The sequence below is a fragment of the Vibrio sp. L5-1 genome, assembly GCF_021728315.1.
GTDB lineage: Bacteria > Pseudomonadota > Gammaproteobacteria > Enterobacterales > Vibrionaceae > Vibrio > Vibrio splendidus_K.
The window spans coordinates 48,582-62,546 of record NZ_JAKKCQ010000007.1 but is presented as its reverse complement, the minus strand read 5'-3'; the positions used below and the strand labels follow the sequence as shown (position 1 = coordinate 62,546).

Annotated in this window: 11 protein-coding genes and 1 other RNA gene; all 12 read left to right on the top strand. The window is 46.1% G+C overall.

Annotated elements, in window-relative coordinates; translation table 11 throughout:
• The first annotated feature begins 53 nt into the window (after positions 1–53).
• Positions 54–920, top strand: coding sequence for a 16S rRNA (cytidine(1402)-2'-O)-methyltransferase (gene rsmI / locus L3V35_RS20410; RefSeq protein ID WP_004735998.1), 867 nt, complete (start codon positions 54–56; stop codon positions 918–920).
• A 196-nt stretch (positions 921–1,116) separates the two neighbouring features.
• Positions 1,117–1,556: RNase P RNA component class A (gene rnpB, locus L3V35_RS20405), an RNA gene on the top strand.
• A gap of 228 nt (positions 1,557–1,784) precedes the next feature.
• Entirely contained in the window at positions 1,785–2,735 is a 951-nt protein-coding gene (rsmH, locus tag L3V35_RS20400; RefSeq protein ID WP_065207227.1) for a 16S rRNA (cytosine(1402)-N(4))-methyltransferase RsmH, read from the top strand.
• Between the two features lie 3 nt (positions 2,736–2,738).
• The gene (ftsL, locus tag L3V35_RS20395) at positions 2,739–3,056 is read left to right on the top strand and encodes a cell division protein FtsL (RefSeq protein ID WP_004735995.1); all 318 of its coding nucleotides are present in this window, start codon (positions 2,739–2,741) and stop codon (positions 3,054–3,056) included.
• On the top strand, positions 3,053–4,810 hold the full coding sequence (locus L3V35_RS20390; RefSeq protein ID WP_017077679.1) for a peptidoglycan glycosyltransferase FtsI: 1,758 nt from the start codon (positions 3,053–3,055) through the stop codon (positions 4,808–4,810). The genes ftsL and L3V35_RS20390 overlap by 4 nt, the downstream gene beginning before the upstream one ends.
• Before the next feature lie 18 nt (positions 4,811–4,828).
• On the top strand, positions 4,829–6,313 hold the full coding sequence (murE, locus tag L3V35_RS20385) for a UDP-N-acetylmuramoyl-L-alanyl-D-glutamate--2,6-diaminopimelate ligase (RefSeq protein WP_237300551.1): 1,485 nt from the start codon (positions 4,829–4,831) through the stop codon (positions 6,311–6,313).
• Entirely contained in the window at positions 6,313–7,686 is a 1,374-nt protein-coding gene (gene murF, locus L3V35_RS20380) for a UDP-N-acetylmuramoyl-tripeptide--D-alanyl-D-alanine ligase (RefSeq protein ID WP_054547820.1), read from the top strand. The genes murE and murF overlap by 1 nt, the downstream gene beginning before the upstream one ends.
• Positions 7,683–8,765 (top strand): phospho-N-acetylmuramoyl-pentapeptide-transferase, encoded by a 1,083-nt coding sequence (gene mraY, locus L3V35_RS20375; RefSeq protein ID WP_054547819.1) that lies wholly within the window; start codon positions 7,683–7,685, stop codon positions 8,763–8,765. Before murF ends, mraY begins: the two co-directional genes overlap by 4 nt.
• Before the next feature lie 57 nt (positions 8,766–8,822).
• Positions 8,823–10,139: a UDP-N-acetylmuramoyl-L-alanine--D-glutamate ligase gene (gene murD, locus L3V35_RS20370; RefSeq protein WP_237300550.1), complete on the top strand. Its 1,317-nt coding sequence runs from the start codon at positions 8,823–8,825 to the stop codon at positions 10,137–10,139.
• Between the two features lie 22 nt (positions 10,140–10,161).
• Positions 10,162–11,358 (top strand): cell division protein FtsW, encoded by a 1,197-nt coding sequence (gene ftsW, locus L3V35_RS20365; RefSeq protein WP_102462685.1) that lies wholly within the window; start codon positions 10,162–10,164, stop codon positions 11,356–11,358.
• Positions 11,359–11,370: 12 nt separating this feature from the next.
• Positions 11,371–12,432, top strand: a complete 1,062-nt coding sequence (murG, locus tag L3V35_RS20360; RefSeq protein ID WP_237300585.1) for an undecaprenyldiphospho-muramoylpentapeptide beta-N-acetylglucosaminyltransferase — start codon at positions 11,371–11,373, stop codon at positions 12,430–12,432.
• Between the two features lie 13 nt (positions 12,433–12,445).
• Complete coding sequence (gene murC, locus L3V35_RS20355; protein ID WP_017084769.1) at positions 12,446–13,906, top strand: UDP-N-acetylmuramate--L-alanine ligase; 1,461 nt, start codon at positions 12,446–12,448, stop codon at positions 13,904–13,906.
• Positions 13,907–13,965 lie beyond the last annotated feature (59 nt).

Genomic DNA, 13,965 nt, shown 5'->3' with positions numbered 1-13,965 from the left:
TAAATTCCGTATAAATTTGTATCTATATTAATCGTTGAAGTGATGGTAAACAAATGACAGATAACAAAACCTTGCTCACAGAGAGCCCAACTCTCTACATTGTGCCAACCCCAATCGGAAATTTGGGAGATATCACTCAAAGAGCAATTGAAATTTTATCAAGTGTCGATGTTATTGCAGCCGAAGACACACGCCACACGGGTAAGCTGCTTGCTCACTTCAATATATCAACCAGAACGTTCGCTTTACATGATCATAATGAACAAACTAAAGCACAAGTTCTAGTCGAAAGGTTATTAGAAGGTCAGTCTATCGCATTAGTCTCTGATGCGGGTACTCCTTTAATCAGTGATCCAGGTTACCATCTTGTCTCACAATGTCGTCAAGCGGGTGTGAGAGTTGTGCCACTTCCTGGTGCTTGTGCTGTGATTACCGCACTAAGTGCGTCAGGTTTACCGTCGGATCGTTTCAGCTTTGAAGGCTTCTTGCCACCAAAGAGTAAGGGGCGCAAAGATAAGTTCTTAGAGATTGCAAAAGCAGAGCGCACATGTATTTTCTACGAATCACCGCACCGTATTACGGATTCTCTGCAGGACATGCTAGAGATCTTAGGACCAGACCGTGAGGTCGTGTTGGCTCGTGAGCTAACCAAGACATTTGAAACCATTCAAGGTTTACCATTAGGTGAGTTGATTGAATGGATAGAAGAAGACTCGAACCGCAAACGTGGTGAGATGGTGTTGCTGATCCATGGTCACCGTGAAGAGGCGAGCACCGATCTGCCAGACGAAGCAACTCGCACCCTTGGTATTCTAACCAAAGAGTTACCCCTTAAAAAAGCGGCGGCGATGACAGCAGAAATCTACAATCTGAAAAAGAACGCTTTATACAAATGGGGCTTAGAGCATCTAGACAACTAGATACCTCTTTATAGAGTAGATATCTATTTATAGACTAGATAACCTTTATTGAAAAAGCTTCTGAGGAATAATGGTATTACCGTTATTCCTCTTTTTTTGTCTAGATTGTGTAAAAATCATGCATTCGATTAGAGGTTTGCAGCATATTTGTGATCTCGCTAGACACTGCTCACTAATCTCTATACAATCCGCCCTCGGAGTTGAACGGGTAATCGCTGCTTTGCTGATGTCCTTCGGGAGACTGACGTTGAGGTCCTTCGGGAAACTGACGTTGAAGTCCTTCGGGAGACTGGTAGAGGGGAGGAACGTCCGGGCTCCATAGAGCAGGGTGCCAGATAACGTCTGGGGGGCGCGAGCCCACGACAAGTGCAGCAGAGAGAAGACCGCCGATGGCCTCATTTCTTCGGAAGAGGCACAGGTAAGGCTGAAAGGGTGCGGTAAGAGCGCACCGTGCGGCTGGCAACAGTTCGTAGCAAGGTAAACTCCACCCGGAGCAAGATCAAATAGGCCCTCGCATTGCGCTGCTCGCGTATGGGGGCGGGTAGATTGCTTGAGCCTGTGAGCGATTGCAGGCCTAGACGAATGGTTACCGCCGCGCAAGCGGAACAGAACCCGGCGTATGTGTCAACTCCACCTATATAAAGAACCCATCATTACTTAACAGTAGTGATGGGTTTTTTGCTTTATATTGACGTAAATTATTTAGATTTCCTTAGAATCCTTCACCCTGATATAAGCTTGGGTCAAAAATTCCCAAAGCCTATACACAATATGGTGGAGATACAGCGCGAAATCAGTACACTAAAACGTTAATAGAACAAATTATTGCCTAACTAACGGCTCAATCCACTCACTGAGAAGACTATGACAGAAGCATTCAAACATATTTCAGTATTGCTTAACGAATCTATTGACGGACTTGCGATCAAACCTGACGGTACCTACATCGATGGTACTTTTGGCCGTGGTGGTCACAGCCGTACAATCCTGTCTAAACTGGGCGAGAATGGACGACTCTTTAGTATCGACCGCGATCCACAAGCGATTGCAGAAGCTCAGAAGATTGATGACCCTCGTTTTACGATTATTCACGGCCCATTCTCAGGTATGGCTGAATATGCAGAGCGTTATGACTTAGTCGGTCAAGTGGATGGTGTTTTACTGGATTTAGGTGTTTCTTCACCACAGCTAGATGATGCTGAGCGTGGCTTTAGCTTCATGAAAGATGGGCCGCTAGACATGCGTATGGATCCAACAACGGGTATTCCGGTTTCTCAGTGGCTAGTTGATGCGGATCTTGATGACATTACATGGGTTATTCGTGAGTTCGGTGAAGACAAACACGCTCGTCGTATCGCGAAAGGCATCATCGCTTATCAAGAGAATGAAGAGAACGAACCGCTAACGCGTACTGGTCAACTGGCTAAGCTTATCTCTGACGTCGCTCCAAAGAGCTTCAAAGAGAAAAAGCACCCAGCGACACGTGCTTTCCAAGCATTCCGTATCTACATCAACAGCGAACTTGAAGAGATCGATACCGCACTGAAAGGCGCAGCAAGCATTCTTGCTCCTCAAGGTCGTATTTCTGTTATCAGTTTTCACTCTCTTGAAGACCGTATGGTTAAGCGTTTCATCCGTAAAGAGAGCCAAGGACCACAAGTTCCTCACGGTTTGCCATTAACAGAAGATCAAATTAAAGCTTTAGGCAGTGCCGATCTAAAACCAGTAGGTAAAGCGATTAAGCCTTCTAAAGATGAAGTGGATGAGAATACTCGTTCGCGTAGCTCAGTACTACGAATCGCAGAAAAGCTATAGTCAATGAAGACCTCCAAGCCTAACTTAGCCAAGATAATATTTTTTGATTTGATCTCCGTGGGCAAGGTTCCATTGGTACTTCTTATCTGTATCTTTGCGAGTGCGATGGGGGTCGTTCTTACAACACATAATTCACGTCAGGCGATCACGAAAAAAGACATGGCATTAGTGGAACGAGAACAGCTTGATGATGAGTGGCGAAATTTAATGCTTGAAGAGACGGCTTTGGCTGAACATAGCCGCGTTCAAGCATCGGCAAAACGAGAGCTAGACATGAAACGTCCAGACTCTGACAAAGAAGTTGTGATCACACTGAAATGACCGGTAAAAAGGAAAAAGCACCCGCCAAACCCGTTAAGAAATCAACGAAAGAGCGAGTGAAGAGCGAAAAGGATTCGGATCCAATTCTTATTAAATGGCGTTTCAACGTCGTTATTGCTTTCGTGTTTCTTGCCTTTGCTGCACTCGTTGGTCGTGTGGCTTACATCCAAATTATTGAACCAGATAACTTAATCCGTCAGGGCGATCTTCGCTCGGTACGTGTTAAGGCTATTCCTTCCGCCCGCGGCATTATCTCAGACCGCAATGGCGAACCGCTTGCTGTGAGTGTTCCAGTTGAGGCGGTATGGGCCGACCCGAAAACGATTTTCGATAAAAATGGCATGGCCCAGATTGATCGTTGGTATGCGTTAGCTGATGTACTTGGCTTAGAACGACAATCGATGATCGACAAGATCTCTAGCAACAAATCCCGCCGATTTGTTTACCTACAAAGACAAGTTAGCCCAGCGATGGCTAAGTATATTCGTGAACTAAAGCTGGTGGGTGTTGGCCTGAAAGCGGAATCTCGACGTTACTACCCCGCAGGCGAAGTCAGTGCACACCTTATCGGTGTGACCGGCATTGACGGGCATGGATTAGAAGGCGTTGAACGCAGCTATGACAAATGGCTCACGGGTGAAGCGGGTAAGCGGACGATTCGTAAAGATCGCTATGGACGCGTTGTTGAAAACATTGCTTTAGAAGAGCGTGAAGAAGGCAAACCACTCGAATTAACGATTGATCAACGATTACAAGCCATTGCTTATCGCGCTATTAAGCAAGCCGTGGCCGATCACAAGGCGACTTCAGGCTCTGCGGTACTACTCGATGTAAAAACGGGTGCCGTGTTAGCCATGGTTAATGCCCCTTCTTATAATCCGAACAATCGTGCTGATTTACAAAGCTTCAAAATGCGTAACCGCGTTCTGACCGATGCTATGGAACCTGGCTCGACCGTGAAACCTTTTGTGGTTTTGGCGGCGCTAGAGAACGGCACTGCAGACCCAGATATTGTGATTGATACTGGCAATGGCATTATGCAGATCGGTGGTAGTCGCGTACGAGATTCTTCTAAAGTTGGCAAGGCTGACTTAGCGCTGATCCTCAAGAAGTCGAGTAACATCGGCGTAGCGAAATTGGCACTTAATATGCCACTTGAAGCTTTGCTTGGTATGTACAGTTCAGTTGGTCTAGGCGAGATGTCTGGGCTCAATTTGGTTGGTGAAACGAGCGGTATTTTCCCGAATCGCCGTCGTTGGTCAAAGTTTGAAATTGCGACCTTAGCGTTCGGTTATGGCTTGTCTGTTACGCCGATGCAGTTGGCACATGCCTATGCGACGTTAGCTAACAAAGGTTTGTATGAGCCGATTCATATTATTAAGAGTAACGACCAAGATTTTTCTAAGCAAATCATCAAGCGCGAGAACGCTGAACTGGTTTTGAATATGCTAGAAGGGGTGACTCAAAAAGGCGGTACGGCGACAAGAGCTGCCGTTCCGGGTTACCGCGTTGCAGCCAAAACGGGTACATCACGTAAGGCTGAAGCGGGCGGCTACAGTGATGAATACATCGCGGTTACCGCAGGCTTTGCTCCAGTTAGTGATCCAAGAGTAGCATTGGTTGTTGTGGTCAATGAGCCTCAAGGAGACCTTTACTATGGTGGTTCAGTCGCAGCCCCCGTCTTTTCTGAAATCATGAAGGGCGCACTGCAAATAATGAACGTCCCTGCTGATGAAAATAAGTTTCAAGAATAGAGTTAATCAGGATTCAATATGAGTAATAGCCTCACGCTGTCATCTTTACTTTCTCCTTGGGGAGACTTTGGTTCACCTGAACTGGAGTCGATTGCTGTTGAGCAATTGGAGCTAGATAGCCGAGCCATCAAGGAAGGTGATATTTTTGTTGCCGTAGTCGGACATGCTGTTGATGGCCGTCGTTTTATCGACAAAGCGGTCGCACTGGGAACTCATGCTGTTATTGCACAGGCCGATGCTGAAAAGCCTCATGGTCTGATTGAATGGTTGGATACTGTCCCTGTTATTTACATTAACAACCTTAACTTGGTGCTATCTGAGTTAGCTGGTCGTGTTTACTCGTCTCAAGCGACTAAGTTGATTGGTGTTACCGGCACCAATGGCAAAACCACCATCACCCAATTGATTGCTCAATGGCTTGATCTCGTCGGGCAACGTTCTGCGGTAATGGGCACGACAGGTAATGGTTTCTTAGACAAATTAAAAACCGCAGCGAATACCACAGGCAGTGCCATCGAAATACAGCGTACGCTGAGTGAATTAGCTGCAGAAAAAGCGGTGTATACCGCAATGGAAATATCTTCTCATGGTTTGGTGCAAGGTCGAGTAAAGGCTTTGGACTTTGAGGCTGGTGTATTTACTAACTTGAGTCGTGATCATCTTGATTACCATGGCACGATGGAAGAGTACGCTCTGGCTAAGAAGAGCTTGTTTACTCAACACAAATGTAAGCACGTAGTGATCAATGTGGATGACGAAGTGGGTAAAGCTTGGATGCCGGACTTATCCAATGCCATTGCAGTCTCACTGTTACCGCTAACGGGCTATCAACAGTCGGTGTGGGCATCTGATGTCGCTTATGCAGAAACCGGTATCAAGCTCTCTTTCGATGGTAGTTGGGGACAAGGGAAGCTTTCTGTTCCACTGATTGGTCAGTTCAACGCATCAAACGTACTGGTTGCTTTTGCTACTTTGCTTTCTTTGGGTATCGAAAAGCAAATCTTGGTCGACACTGCGCCTCAGCTTCAACCTGTGATTGGCCGTATGGAGCTTTTCCAAACTCCGAACAAGGCAAAAGTGGTTGTCGATTACGCTCATACGCCCGATGCGTTAGAGAAAGCATTGGCAGCACTGCGCGTGCATTGCTCCGGTAAACTTTGGGCAATCTTTGGTTGTGGTGGAGATCGCGACACTGGTAAGCGCCCAATGATGTCTGCGACCGCAGAGCAGTTCGCCGATAAAATCATTATTTCAGATGATAACCCTCGTAGCGAAGAACCGGCACTGATTGTCAAAGACATGCTTGGTGGCTTAAGTAAACCTGAAGCTGCGTTTGTCGAACACGATCGCTATCAAGCCGTTAAGTTTGCGCTTGAGCAGGCAGGCAGCGATGACATTATTCTTCTGGCTGGTAAAGGCCATGAGGATTACCAAGTATTGAAAGATAAAACGGTACATTACTCAGACCGAGAGTCTGCGCTTCAACTTTTAGGTATTTCATAATGATTGATGTATCACTTGAGCAAATCTGCTCCGTGGTCAGTGGTGAGCTGATCAAAGCGGGCAACTCGAACAATAACGTAATCAATGCAGTTTCAACGGATACTCGTACCGTTGAAGAAGGCGCCTTGTTTGTCGCTATCGTTGGAGAGCGTTTCGACGCGCATGACTTTTGCCATCAAGCCGTTGAGGCAAACGCGAGCGCGTTGTTAGTCGAACGAAAACTTGACCTAAATATTACTCAAGTTGTTGTCGAAGACACTAAACTTGCTTTAGGTGAACTAAGTGCTTGGATTCACAAACAATGTGACGTGCCAACGATGGCGATTACAGGCAGCTGTGGCAAAACGACCGTTAAAGAGATGGTGGCGAGCATTTTACAGCAGCGTGGCAAGGTGCTGTTTACGGCGGGTAACTTCAATAATGATATTGGTGTGCCTTTGACCTTGTTACGCAGTGAACCCAATGATGACTATGCAGTGATCGAATTAGGCGCTAACCATATTGGTGAAATTGCCTACACCACTCAGCTAGTGAAGCCACAAGTTGCCTTAGTTAATAATGTAGCCGCGGCTCATTTAGAAGGCTTTGGTTCGATTGATGGTGTGAAGCAAGCGAAAGGTGAAATTTTTCAGGGGCTTGCTGCTGGTGATACTGCTATTGTTAATTTAGAGAGCAACGGTGGTGACTTTTGGAATGAAGTACTTGCGGATAAAACGGTTCTGACATTTTCTGAAAGTAACCATGAAGCTGATTATTTTGCTGAAAATATCGAAATCAACGACCAAGGCGAAGCTTGCTTTGATATGCAAACGCCACTAGGTGTTACAGCTGTTGAACTTGGTATTATTGGTCAGCATAACGTGGCGAACGCGTTGGCAGCTGCAGCGTTGAGCATCCAATTTGGTGCAACGCTTGATGAAATAAAAAGTGGTTTAGCGAATCTTATCTCGGTTAAAGGGCGAGTTGAGGTTCAACAATTAAGTCAGAATATCAAGCTGATAGATGACAGTTATAATGCCAGCGTACCCGCGATGAAGGCGGCAGCCAAACTGCTGTCGAGCTTCAAAGGTCAACGTTGGTTGATTTTAGGTAATATGGCTGAATTAGGCGACGAAAGTCTTGCACTTCACCGTCAAGTCGGTGAATATGCTGCCCCATTCGCTTTTGAGCATGTACTCACTTACGGTGATGATACCAAGGTGATTAGTGAGGTCTGTAACGGTACCCACTTTGCAACGCATCAAGCGATGATCGCGCACATAGAGCAGCACTTACGCTTGCCAGAAAACGCGTCACATACCTTGTTGGTAAAAGGCGCGAATAGTGCAGGAATGAGTAAAATAGCCGCTGCTTTAAAGGAGAACTTTTCATGATAATTTGGCTTGCAGAGCTACTACAGCCACACCTTTCTTTTTTCCGTTTGTTCGAATACCTATCGTTTCGTGCAATCGCGAGTATTTTGACGGCGTTATGCCTGTCGCTGTGGATGGGACCTCGTTTAATTGAGCGTCTGCAAATGCTACAAATTGGCCAAGTTGTTCGTAATGACGGCCCTGAATCTCACTTTAGCAAACGTGGTACACCAACCATGGGTGGCGTGATGATCCTAGCTGCCATTATTATTACAGTATTAATGTGGTCTGATCTTTCTAACCCTTACGTTTGGGCGGTATTAGTGGTACTTGCTGGTTATGGCGCGGTCGGTTTTGTTGATGACTACCGTAAAGTGGTTCGTAAAAACACCGATGGCTTGATTGCTCGCTGGAAGTACTTCTGGCAATCTGCGATTGCATTGGTTGTGGCATTTGCTCTGTATGCTCACGGGCACGATACTGCAGCAACTCAATTAGTGGTTCCTTTCTTTAAAGATGTGATGCCACAGCTTGGTTTATTGTACATCGTACTGACTTATTTTGTTATTGTGGGTACCAGTAACGCGGTAAACCTAACAGACGGCCTAGATGGTTTGGCAATTATGCCAACGGTGATGGTTGCTGCTGGTTTTGCTGTAATTGCATGGGCAACAGGTAATGTTAACTTTGCAGCATATCTACACATTCCATACATCCCATACACTTCTGAGCTTGTGGTTGTATGTACTGCTATCGTCGGTGCCGGACTTGGCTTCCTATGGTTCAACACTTACCCAGCGCAAGTATTCATGGGCGATGTTGGCTCACTAGCGCTTGGTGGTGCACTGGGTGTGATCGCGGTGTTAGTTCGCCAAGAGTTGGTACTGGTTATCATGGGCGGTGTGTTTGTAATGGAGACCTTGTCAGTTATTCTGCAGGTGGGCTCTTACAAATTGCGTGGTCAGCGTATTTTCCGCATGGCTCCGATTCACCACCACTATGAACTGAAAGGTTGGCCAGAGCCGCGCGTAATCGTGCGCTTTTGGATCATCTCAATGGTATTAGTACTGGTTGGCCTAGCGACACTGAAAGTTCGTTAATCTTATGTGAGCCTCTGATTAGAGGCTCTTTAAAACTATTAAGAGCATCTTGTTTAAATGGAACGTTGGCAAAATATTCAAAATGTAGTGGTTGTGGGGCTCGGTATTACCGGGCTCTCTGTCGTTAAACATCTCGTAAAATATCAGCCTCATACTCATGTGAAGGTGATTGATACTCGAGAGCTACCACCAGGAAAGGAATCTTTACCTGAATCGGTAGAACTGCATTCTGGAAGTTGGAATAGCCAATGGTTAGCGGAAGCTGATTTGGTGATTGCTAACCCAGGTATCGCCTTAGCGACGCCTGAAATACAAGATGTTATTCAAGCGGGAACTCCGGTTGTTGGCGATATTGAACTGTTTGGCTGGGCGGTAGACAAACCTGTTGTGGCTATCACAGGTTCCAATGGCAAGAGCACAGTGACCGATCTAACGGGTGTACTTGCAAAGGCTGCTGGTCTTAACGTTGGTGTTGGTGGCAACATCGGTATTCCTGCCTTAGACCTTCTTGAGCTTGATGCTGATTTATATGTCCTTGAGCTTTCAAGCTTTCAGCTAGAGACAACATCCAGTCTAAACCTTGCAGCGGCGGCCTTTTTGAACTTGTCAGAAGATCATATGGATCGCTATCAAGGCATGGCCGATTACCGTGACGCCAAATTAAGAATTTTTAACAACGCTCAGTACGCGATTGTAAACCGCGAAGACAAAGAGACTTATCCAGATCACGAGATGCAGGTAGTGACATTTGGTCTCGATGACCAAGAGTTTGGTGTGGCAACAATTGATGGCACTGAATGGCTAATCGATAACGCTAAGCCAGTACTTCCTACCCAAGATTTGACATTGGTTGGACGTCACAATGTGGCAAATGCGCTAGTCTCGCTAGCACTGCTTAAACAAGTCGGTATTGATTACAGCAAAAGCCTTGAAGCTCTGAAGGCCTACAACGGTTTAACGCATCGTTGCCAAGTGGTGGCTGATAAGCGTTCTATTAAGTGGGTTAACGACTCGAAAGCAACCAACGTAGCCAGTACATTAGCGGCTCTGTCGGGGTTAGAGTACCAAGGTACTTTGTATCTTCTGGTTGGTGGTGTAGGTAAGGGCGCTGATTTTAGTGAGCTTGAACCTGTGTTGTCACAGCTAGAGCGTGTTCAACTGTGTTGCTTCGGTGAAGATGCCGCGCAATTTATGCCATTGCACCCATCGGCTAAGACGTTTGATACCATGCGTGACATTATCGAGAGTGTCTCGAAGCAGTTAGTTACCGGTGATATGGTGATGTTGTCTCCAGCGTGTGCGAGCTTCGATCAATTTAATAACTTCATGGCGAGAGGTGATGCGTTCACTGACCTTGCCCATGAGTATGCCTAACGTGTTGAAGGACTAACATTCAGTGCAAAGAGTGAAAGAGATTAATCAATCCATTTGGCAATGGCTAAACCGTGCCACACCAGAGGCGCTCTACGATCGTCAGTTGGTATGGATTGCTCTTGGACTGATGCTGACCGGATTGGTGATGGTAACGTCTGCTTCGTTCCCAATCAGTGCTCGTTTAACCGATCAGCCGTTTCACTTTATGTTCCGTCATGCCATTTTCCTTGTGTTGGCGTTAATTGTATCCAGCGTCATATTGCAAATTCCAATGAAACGTTGGTTTCAATACAGTATGTACTTATTGGGTTTATCCTTTTTTTTGCTGGTCGTGGTATTGGCTGTCGGTAAGTCAGTTAATGGTGCATCACGCTGGATCCCTCTTGGATTATTTAACTTACAACCCGCTGAAGTCGCTAAGTTGTCGCTGTTTATCTTTATGGCGGGTTATTTAGTTCGTAAACAAGACGAAGTGAGAAAAACCTTCTTCGGTGGCTTTGGTAAACCGATCATGGTATTCGGTGCTTTTGCTGTGTTACTACTTGGCCAGCCCGATTTAGGTACAGTAGTTGTAATGCTGGTGACCTTGTTCGGAATGTTATTTATCGCAGGAGCCAAGCTTTCACAGTTTATTGCCTTGATGGTGGCGGGTATTGCCGCAGTCGTCGGCTTGATTGTTATTGAGCCCTATCGTGTTCGACGTGTTACCTCATTTTGGGAACCGTGGAATGACCCGTTTGGCAGTGGCTACCAGTTAACTCAATCGCTAATGGCATTTGGTCGTGGTGATTGGATGGGGCAAGGCCTTGGAAACTCGGTTCAGAAGTTAGAATATTTACCAGAAGCACATACCGATTTTGTTTTTGCGGTATTGGCTGAAGAGTTGGGTTTTGTTGGCGTGACCTTAGTGCTGATCCTTATTTTTAGTTTGGTGCTTAAAGCCATTTTAATTGGCAAAAAAGCCTTCGAGAGCGACCAGTTATTCAGTGGTTATCTTGCCTTTGGTATTGGTATTTGGTTTGCTTTTCAGACGCTTGTTAACGTAGGTGCTGCATCGGGTATTGTTCCGACCAAAGGTCTAACCCTGCCGCTTATCAGTTACGGTGGTTCAAGCCTTATCGTGATGTCAGTTGCGGTTTCTATGCTGCTGCGTATCGATCACGAATGCCGAATGCAACAAAAAGAACAAGCCGACAATCAAAACGAATTAGTAGAATAAGAATCTAACGTGATGAAACAAAACAAAAAACTTTTAGTGATGGCTGGTGGAACTGGCGGTCACGTTTTCCCAGGGTTAGCGGTGGCGAAAAAGCTTCAGCAACAAGGTTGGGAAATTCGCTGGTTAGGAACCGCAGACAGAATGGAAGCGGATTTAGTGCCAAAGCATGGTATTGAGATCGACTTCATCAAGGTGAAAGGCCTGCGTGGTCAAGGCATTAGCAAGTTAATTAAAGCGCCATTCCAGATTATTAATGCCATACTTCAAGCAAGACAGCACATCAAAGTATGGCAGCCAGATGTGGTGCTTGGAATGGGTGGTTACGTGAGTGGCCCCGGTGGCATTGCGGCATGGCTATCCGGTATTCCCGTGGTTCTTCATGAACAAAATGCCGTGGCGGGTTTAACCAACCAATGGCTATCTAAAATTGCGAAAAAGGTATTCCAAGCCTTTCCTGGTGCTTTCCCTGCCGCAGAAGTTGTGGGGAATCCAGTACGAGAAGATGTTGTTGGCTTAGCTGAACCCGAGCAACGCATGGCAGAGCGTGACGGCGATATTCGAATCCTAGTTATGGGTGGCAGCCAAGGTGCTAAAATTCTTAACGATACTCTGCCTGTAACATTGGCTCAGTTAGGCGCTGGTTTTACTGTGATGCACCAAGCCGGTAAAAACAATCAACAGCAAGTGATTGAACAATACAAATCACATTCTGTAGATAATGTTCAAGTGACTGAATTTATTGATGATGTGGCGCAAGCTTATGAGTGGGCAGATCTATTAGTGTGTCGCTCAGGTGCATTAACTGTATCAGAAGTGTCTGCAGCCGGTGTGGGTTCTATCTTCGTTCCGTTTATGCATAAAGACAGACAGCAAGCGTTGAATGCCGATCACCTAGTTGAATGTGGCGCAGCGTTAATGATTGAACAGCCTCAATTGACGGCTGATAAGCTAGCGAACACGATTGCTCAGCTTGATAGAAATGAATTAAAAATGATGGCAACAAAAGCTCGTCAAGCAGCCAAGCTTGATGCTGATGTGACCGTCGCTGAAGCGATTAAAGCTTTAGCAAAATAATGAGATTGAATTGATGACGATTGAACATACCCAAGACTTAGCGCAAATCCGTGCAATGGTGCCAGAGATGCGCCGTGTTAAATCTATCCACTTCATCGGTATTGGTGGCGCAGGAATGAGCGGGATTGCTGAAGTCTTGCTTAATGAAGGCTACCAGATCACGGGTTCTGATATTGCTCAAAACCCAGTGACCGATCGTTTAGTTAGCAAGGGTGCTACCGTTTACATCGGCCACCAAGCAAGTAACGTTGCTGATGCAAGTGTGGTGGTGGTTTCAACCGCTATCAACGAAGAAAACCCAGAGATTATTGCTGCTCGTGAAGCGCGTACACCTATCGTTCGTCGTGCAGAAATGCTGGCTGAGCTGATGCGTTTTCGTCATGGCATTGCTGTGGCAGGTACGCACGGTAAAACCACGACGACCGCGCTAGTGACACAAATATATTCGGAAGCGGGTTTAGATCCAACTTTCGTAAACGGTGGTTTGGTAAAAAGTGTGGGTACCAATGCTCGCCTAGGTTCGAGTCGTATTCTTATCGCTGAAGCCGATGAAAGTGACGCGTCATTCTTACACCTGCAACCAATGGTTAGTATTGTGACTAACATTGAAGCGGATCATATGGATACCTACGGCGGCGATTTTGAAACGCTAAAGCAGACGTTTATTGATTTCTTACACAATCTGCCATTCTACGGTCAGGCTGTGATGTGTGTGGATGATCCGGTAGTACGTGAGCTTATTCCTCAGGTTAGCCGTCAAGTGATTACCTACGGCTTCTCAGAAGACGCTGATATCCGCATTGAAAACTATGTACAACAAGGTCAGCAAGGCAAGTTTACGGTTGTTCGCAAAGGTAAAGCCAATCTAGATATTACGTTGAACATTCCCGGTCGCCATAACGCACTGAACGCATCAGCGGCGATTGCGGTTGCGACGGAAGATGACATCAGCGATGAAGCGATTCTAAAAGCGATGGCTGGAACGGAAGGCACTGGCCGTCGTTTCGATCACCTTGGTGAATATGAAACGGGTAAGGGTGTTGCAATGCTGGTCGATGATTACGGCCATCACCCAACCGAAGTTGATGTCACCATTCAAGCTGCACGAAGTGGTTGGACTGATAAACGTCTTGTGATGATCTTCCAACCGCATCGTTATAGCCGCACTCGCGATCTGTATGATGACTTCGCGAACGTTCTTGAGCAGGTTGATGTGCTTATTCTGTTAGATGTTTATTCTGCAGGTGAGAAACCTATTGCAGGGGCTGACGGACGCTCGTTAAGTCGAACTATTCGTGGGCGTGGTAAGATTGATCCCATCTTTGTTGCTGATATCAACACGCTGCCGTCGGTTTTAGCCAACGTTATTCAAGGCGGAGACCTTGTTTTAACACAGGGTGCTGGTGATGTTGGTCGTGTAGCGAAGCAACTTGAATCGCTACAATTAGACATTAATAAGATGCAAAACGCGTAACAGAATACTGTATACAGACTGTGGTTGATCGCTCACTTCTTACGATTGACCTAAAATTG

Bases quoted from the DNA above. Each gene is read 5' to 3' on its own strand.
- rsmI (WP_004735998.1), top strand. From the start codon at position 54: ATGACAGATAACAAAACCTTGCTCACAGAGAGCCCAACTCTCTACATT.
- rsmH (WP_065207227.1), top strand. From the start codon at position 1,785: ATGACAGAAGCATTCAAACATATTTCAGTATTGCTTAACGAATCTATT.
- ftsL (WP_004735995.1), top strand. From the start codon at position 2,739: ATGAAGACCTCCAAGCCTAACTTAGCCAAGATAATATTTTTTGATTTG.
- L3V35_RS20390 (WP_017077679.1), top strand. From the start codon at position 3,053: ATGACCGGTAAAAAGGAAAAAGCACCCGCCAAACCCGTTAAGAAATCA.
- murE (WP_237300551.1), top strand. From the start codon at position 4,829: ATGAGTAATAGCCTCACGCTGTCATCTTTACTTTCTCCTTGGGGAGAC.
- murF (WP_054547820.1), top strand. From the start codon at position 6,313: ATGATTGATGTATCACTTGAGCAAATCTGCTCCGTGGTCAGTGGTGAG.
- mraY (WP_054547819.1), top strand. From the start codon at position 7,683: ATGATAATTTGGCTTGCAGAGCTACTACAGCCACACCTTTCTTTTTTC.
- murD (WP_237300550.1), top strand. From the start codon at position 8,823: ATGGAACGTTGGCAAAATATTCAAAATGTAGTGGTTGTGGGGCTCGGT.
- murG (WP_237300585.1), top strand. From the start codon at position 11,371: ATGAAACAAAACAAAAAACTTTTAGTGATGGCTGGTGGAACTGGCGGT.
- murC (WP_017084769.1), top strand. From the start codon at position 12,446: ATGACGATTGAACATACCCAAGACTTAGCGCAAATCCGTGCAATGGTG.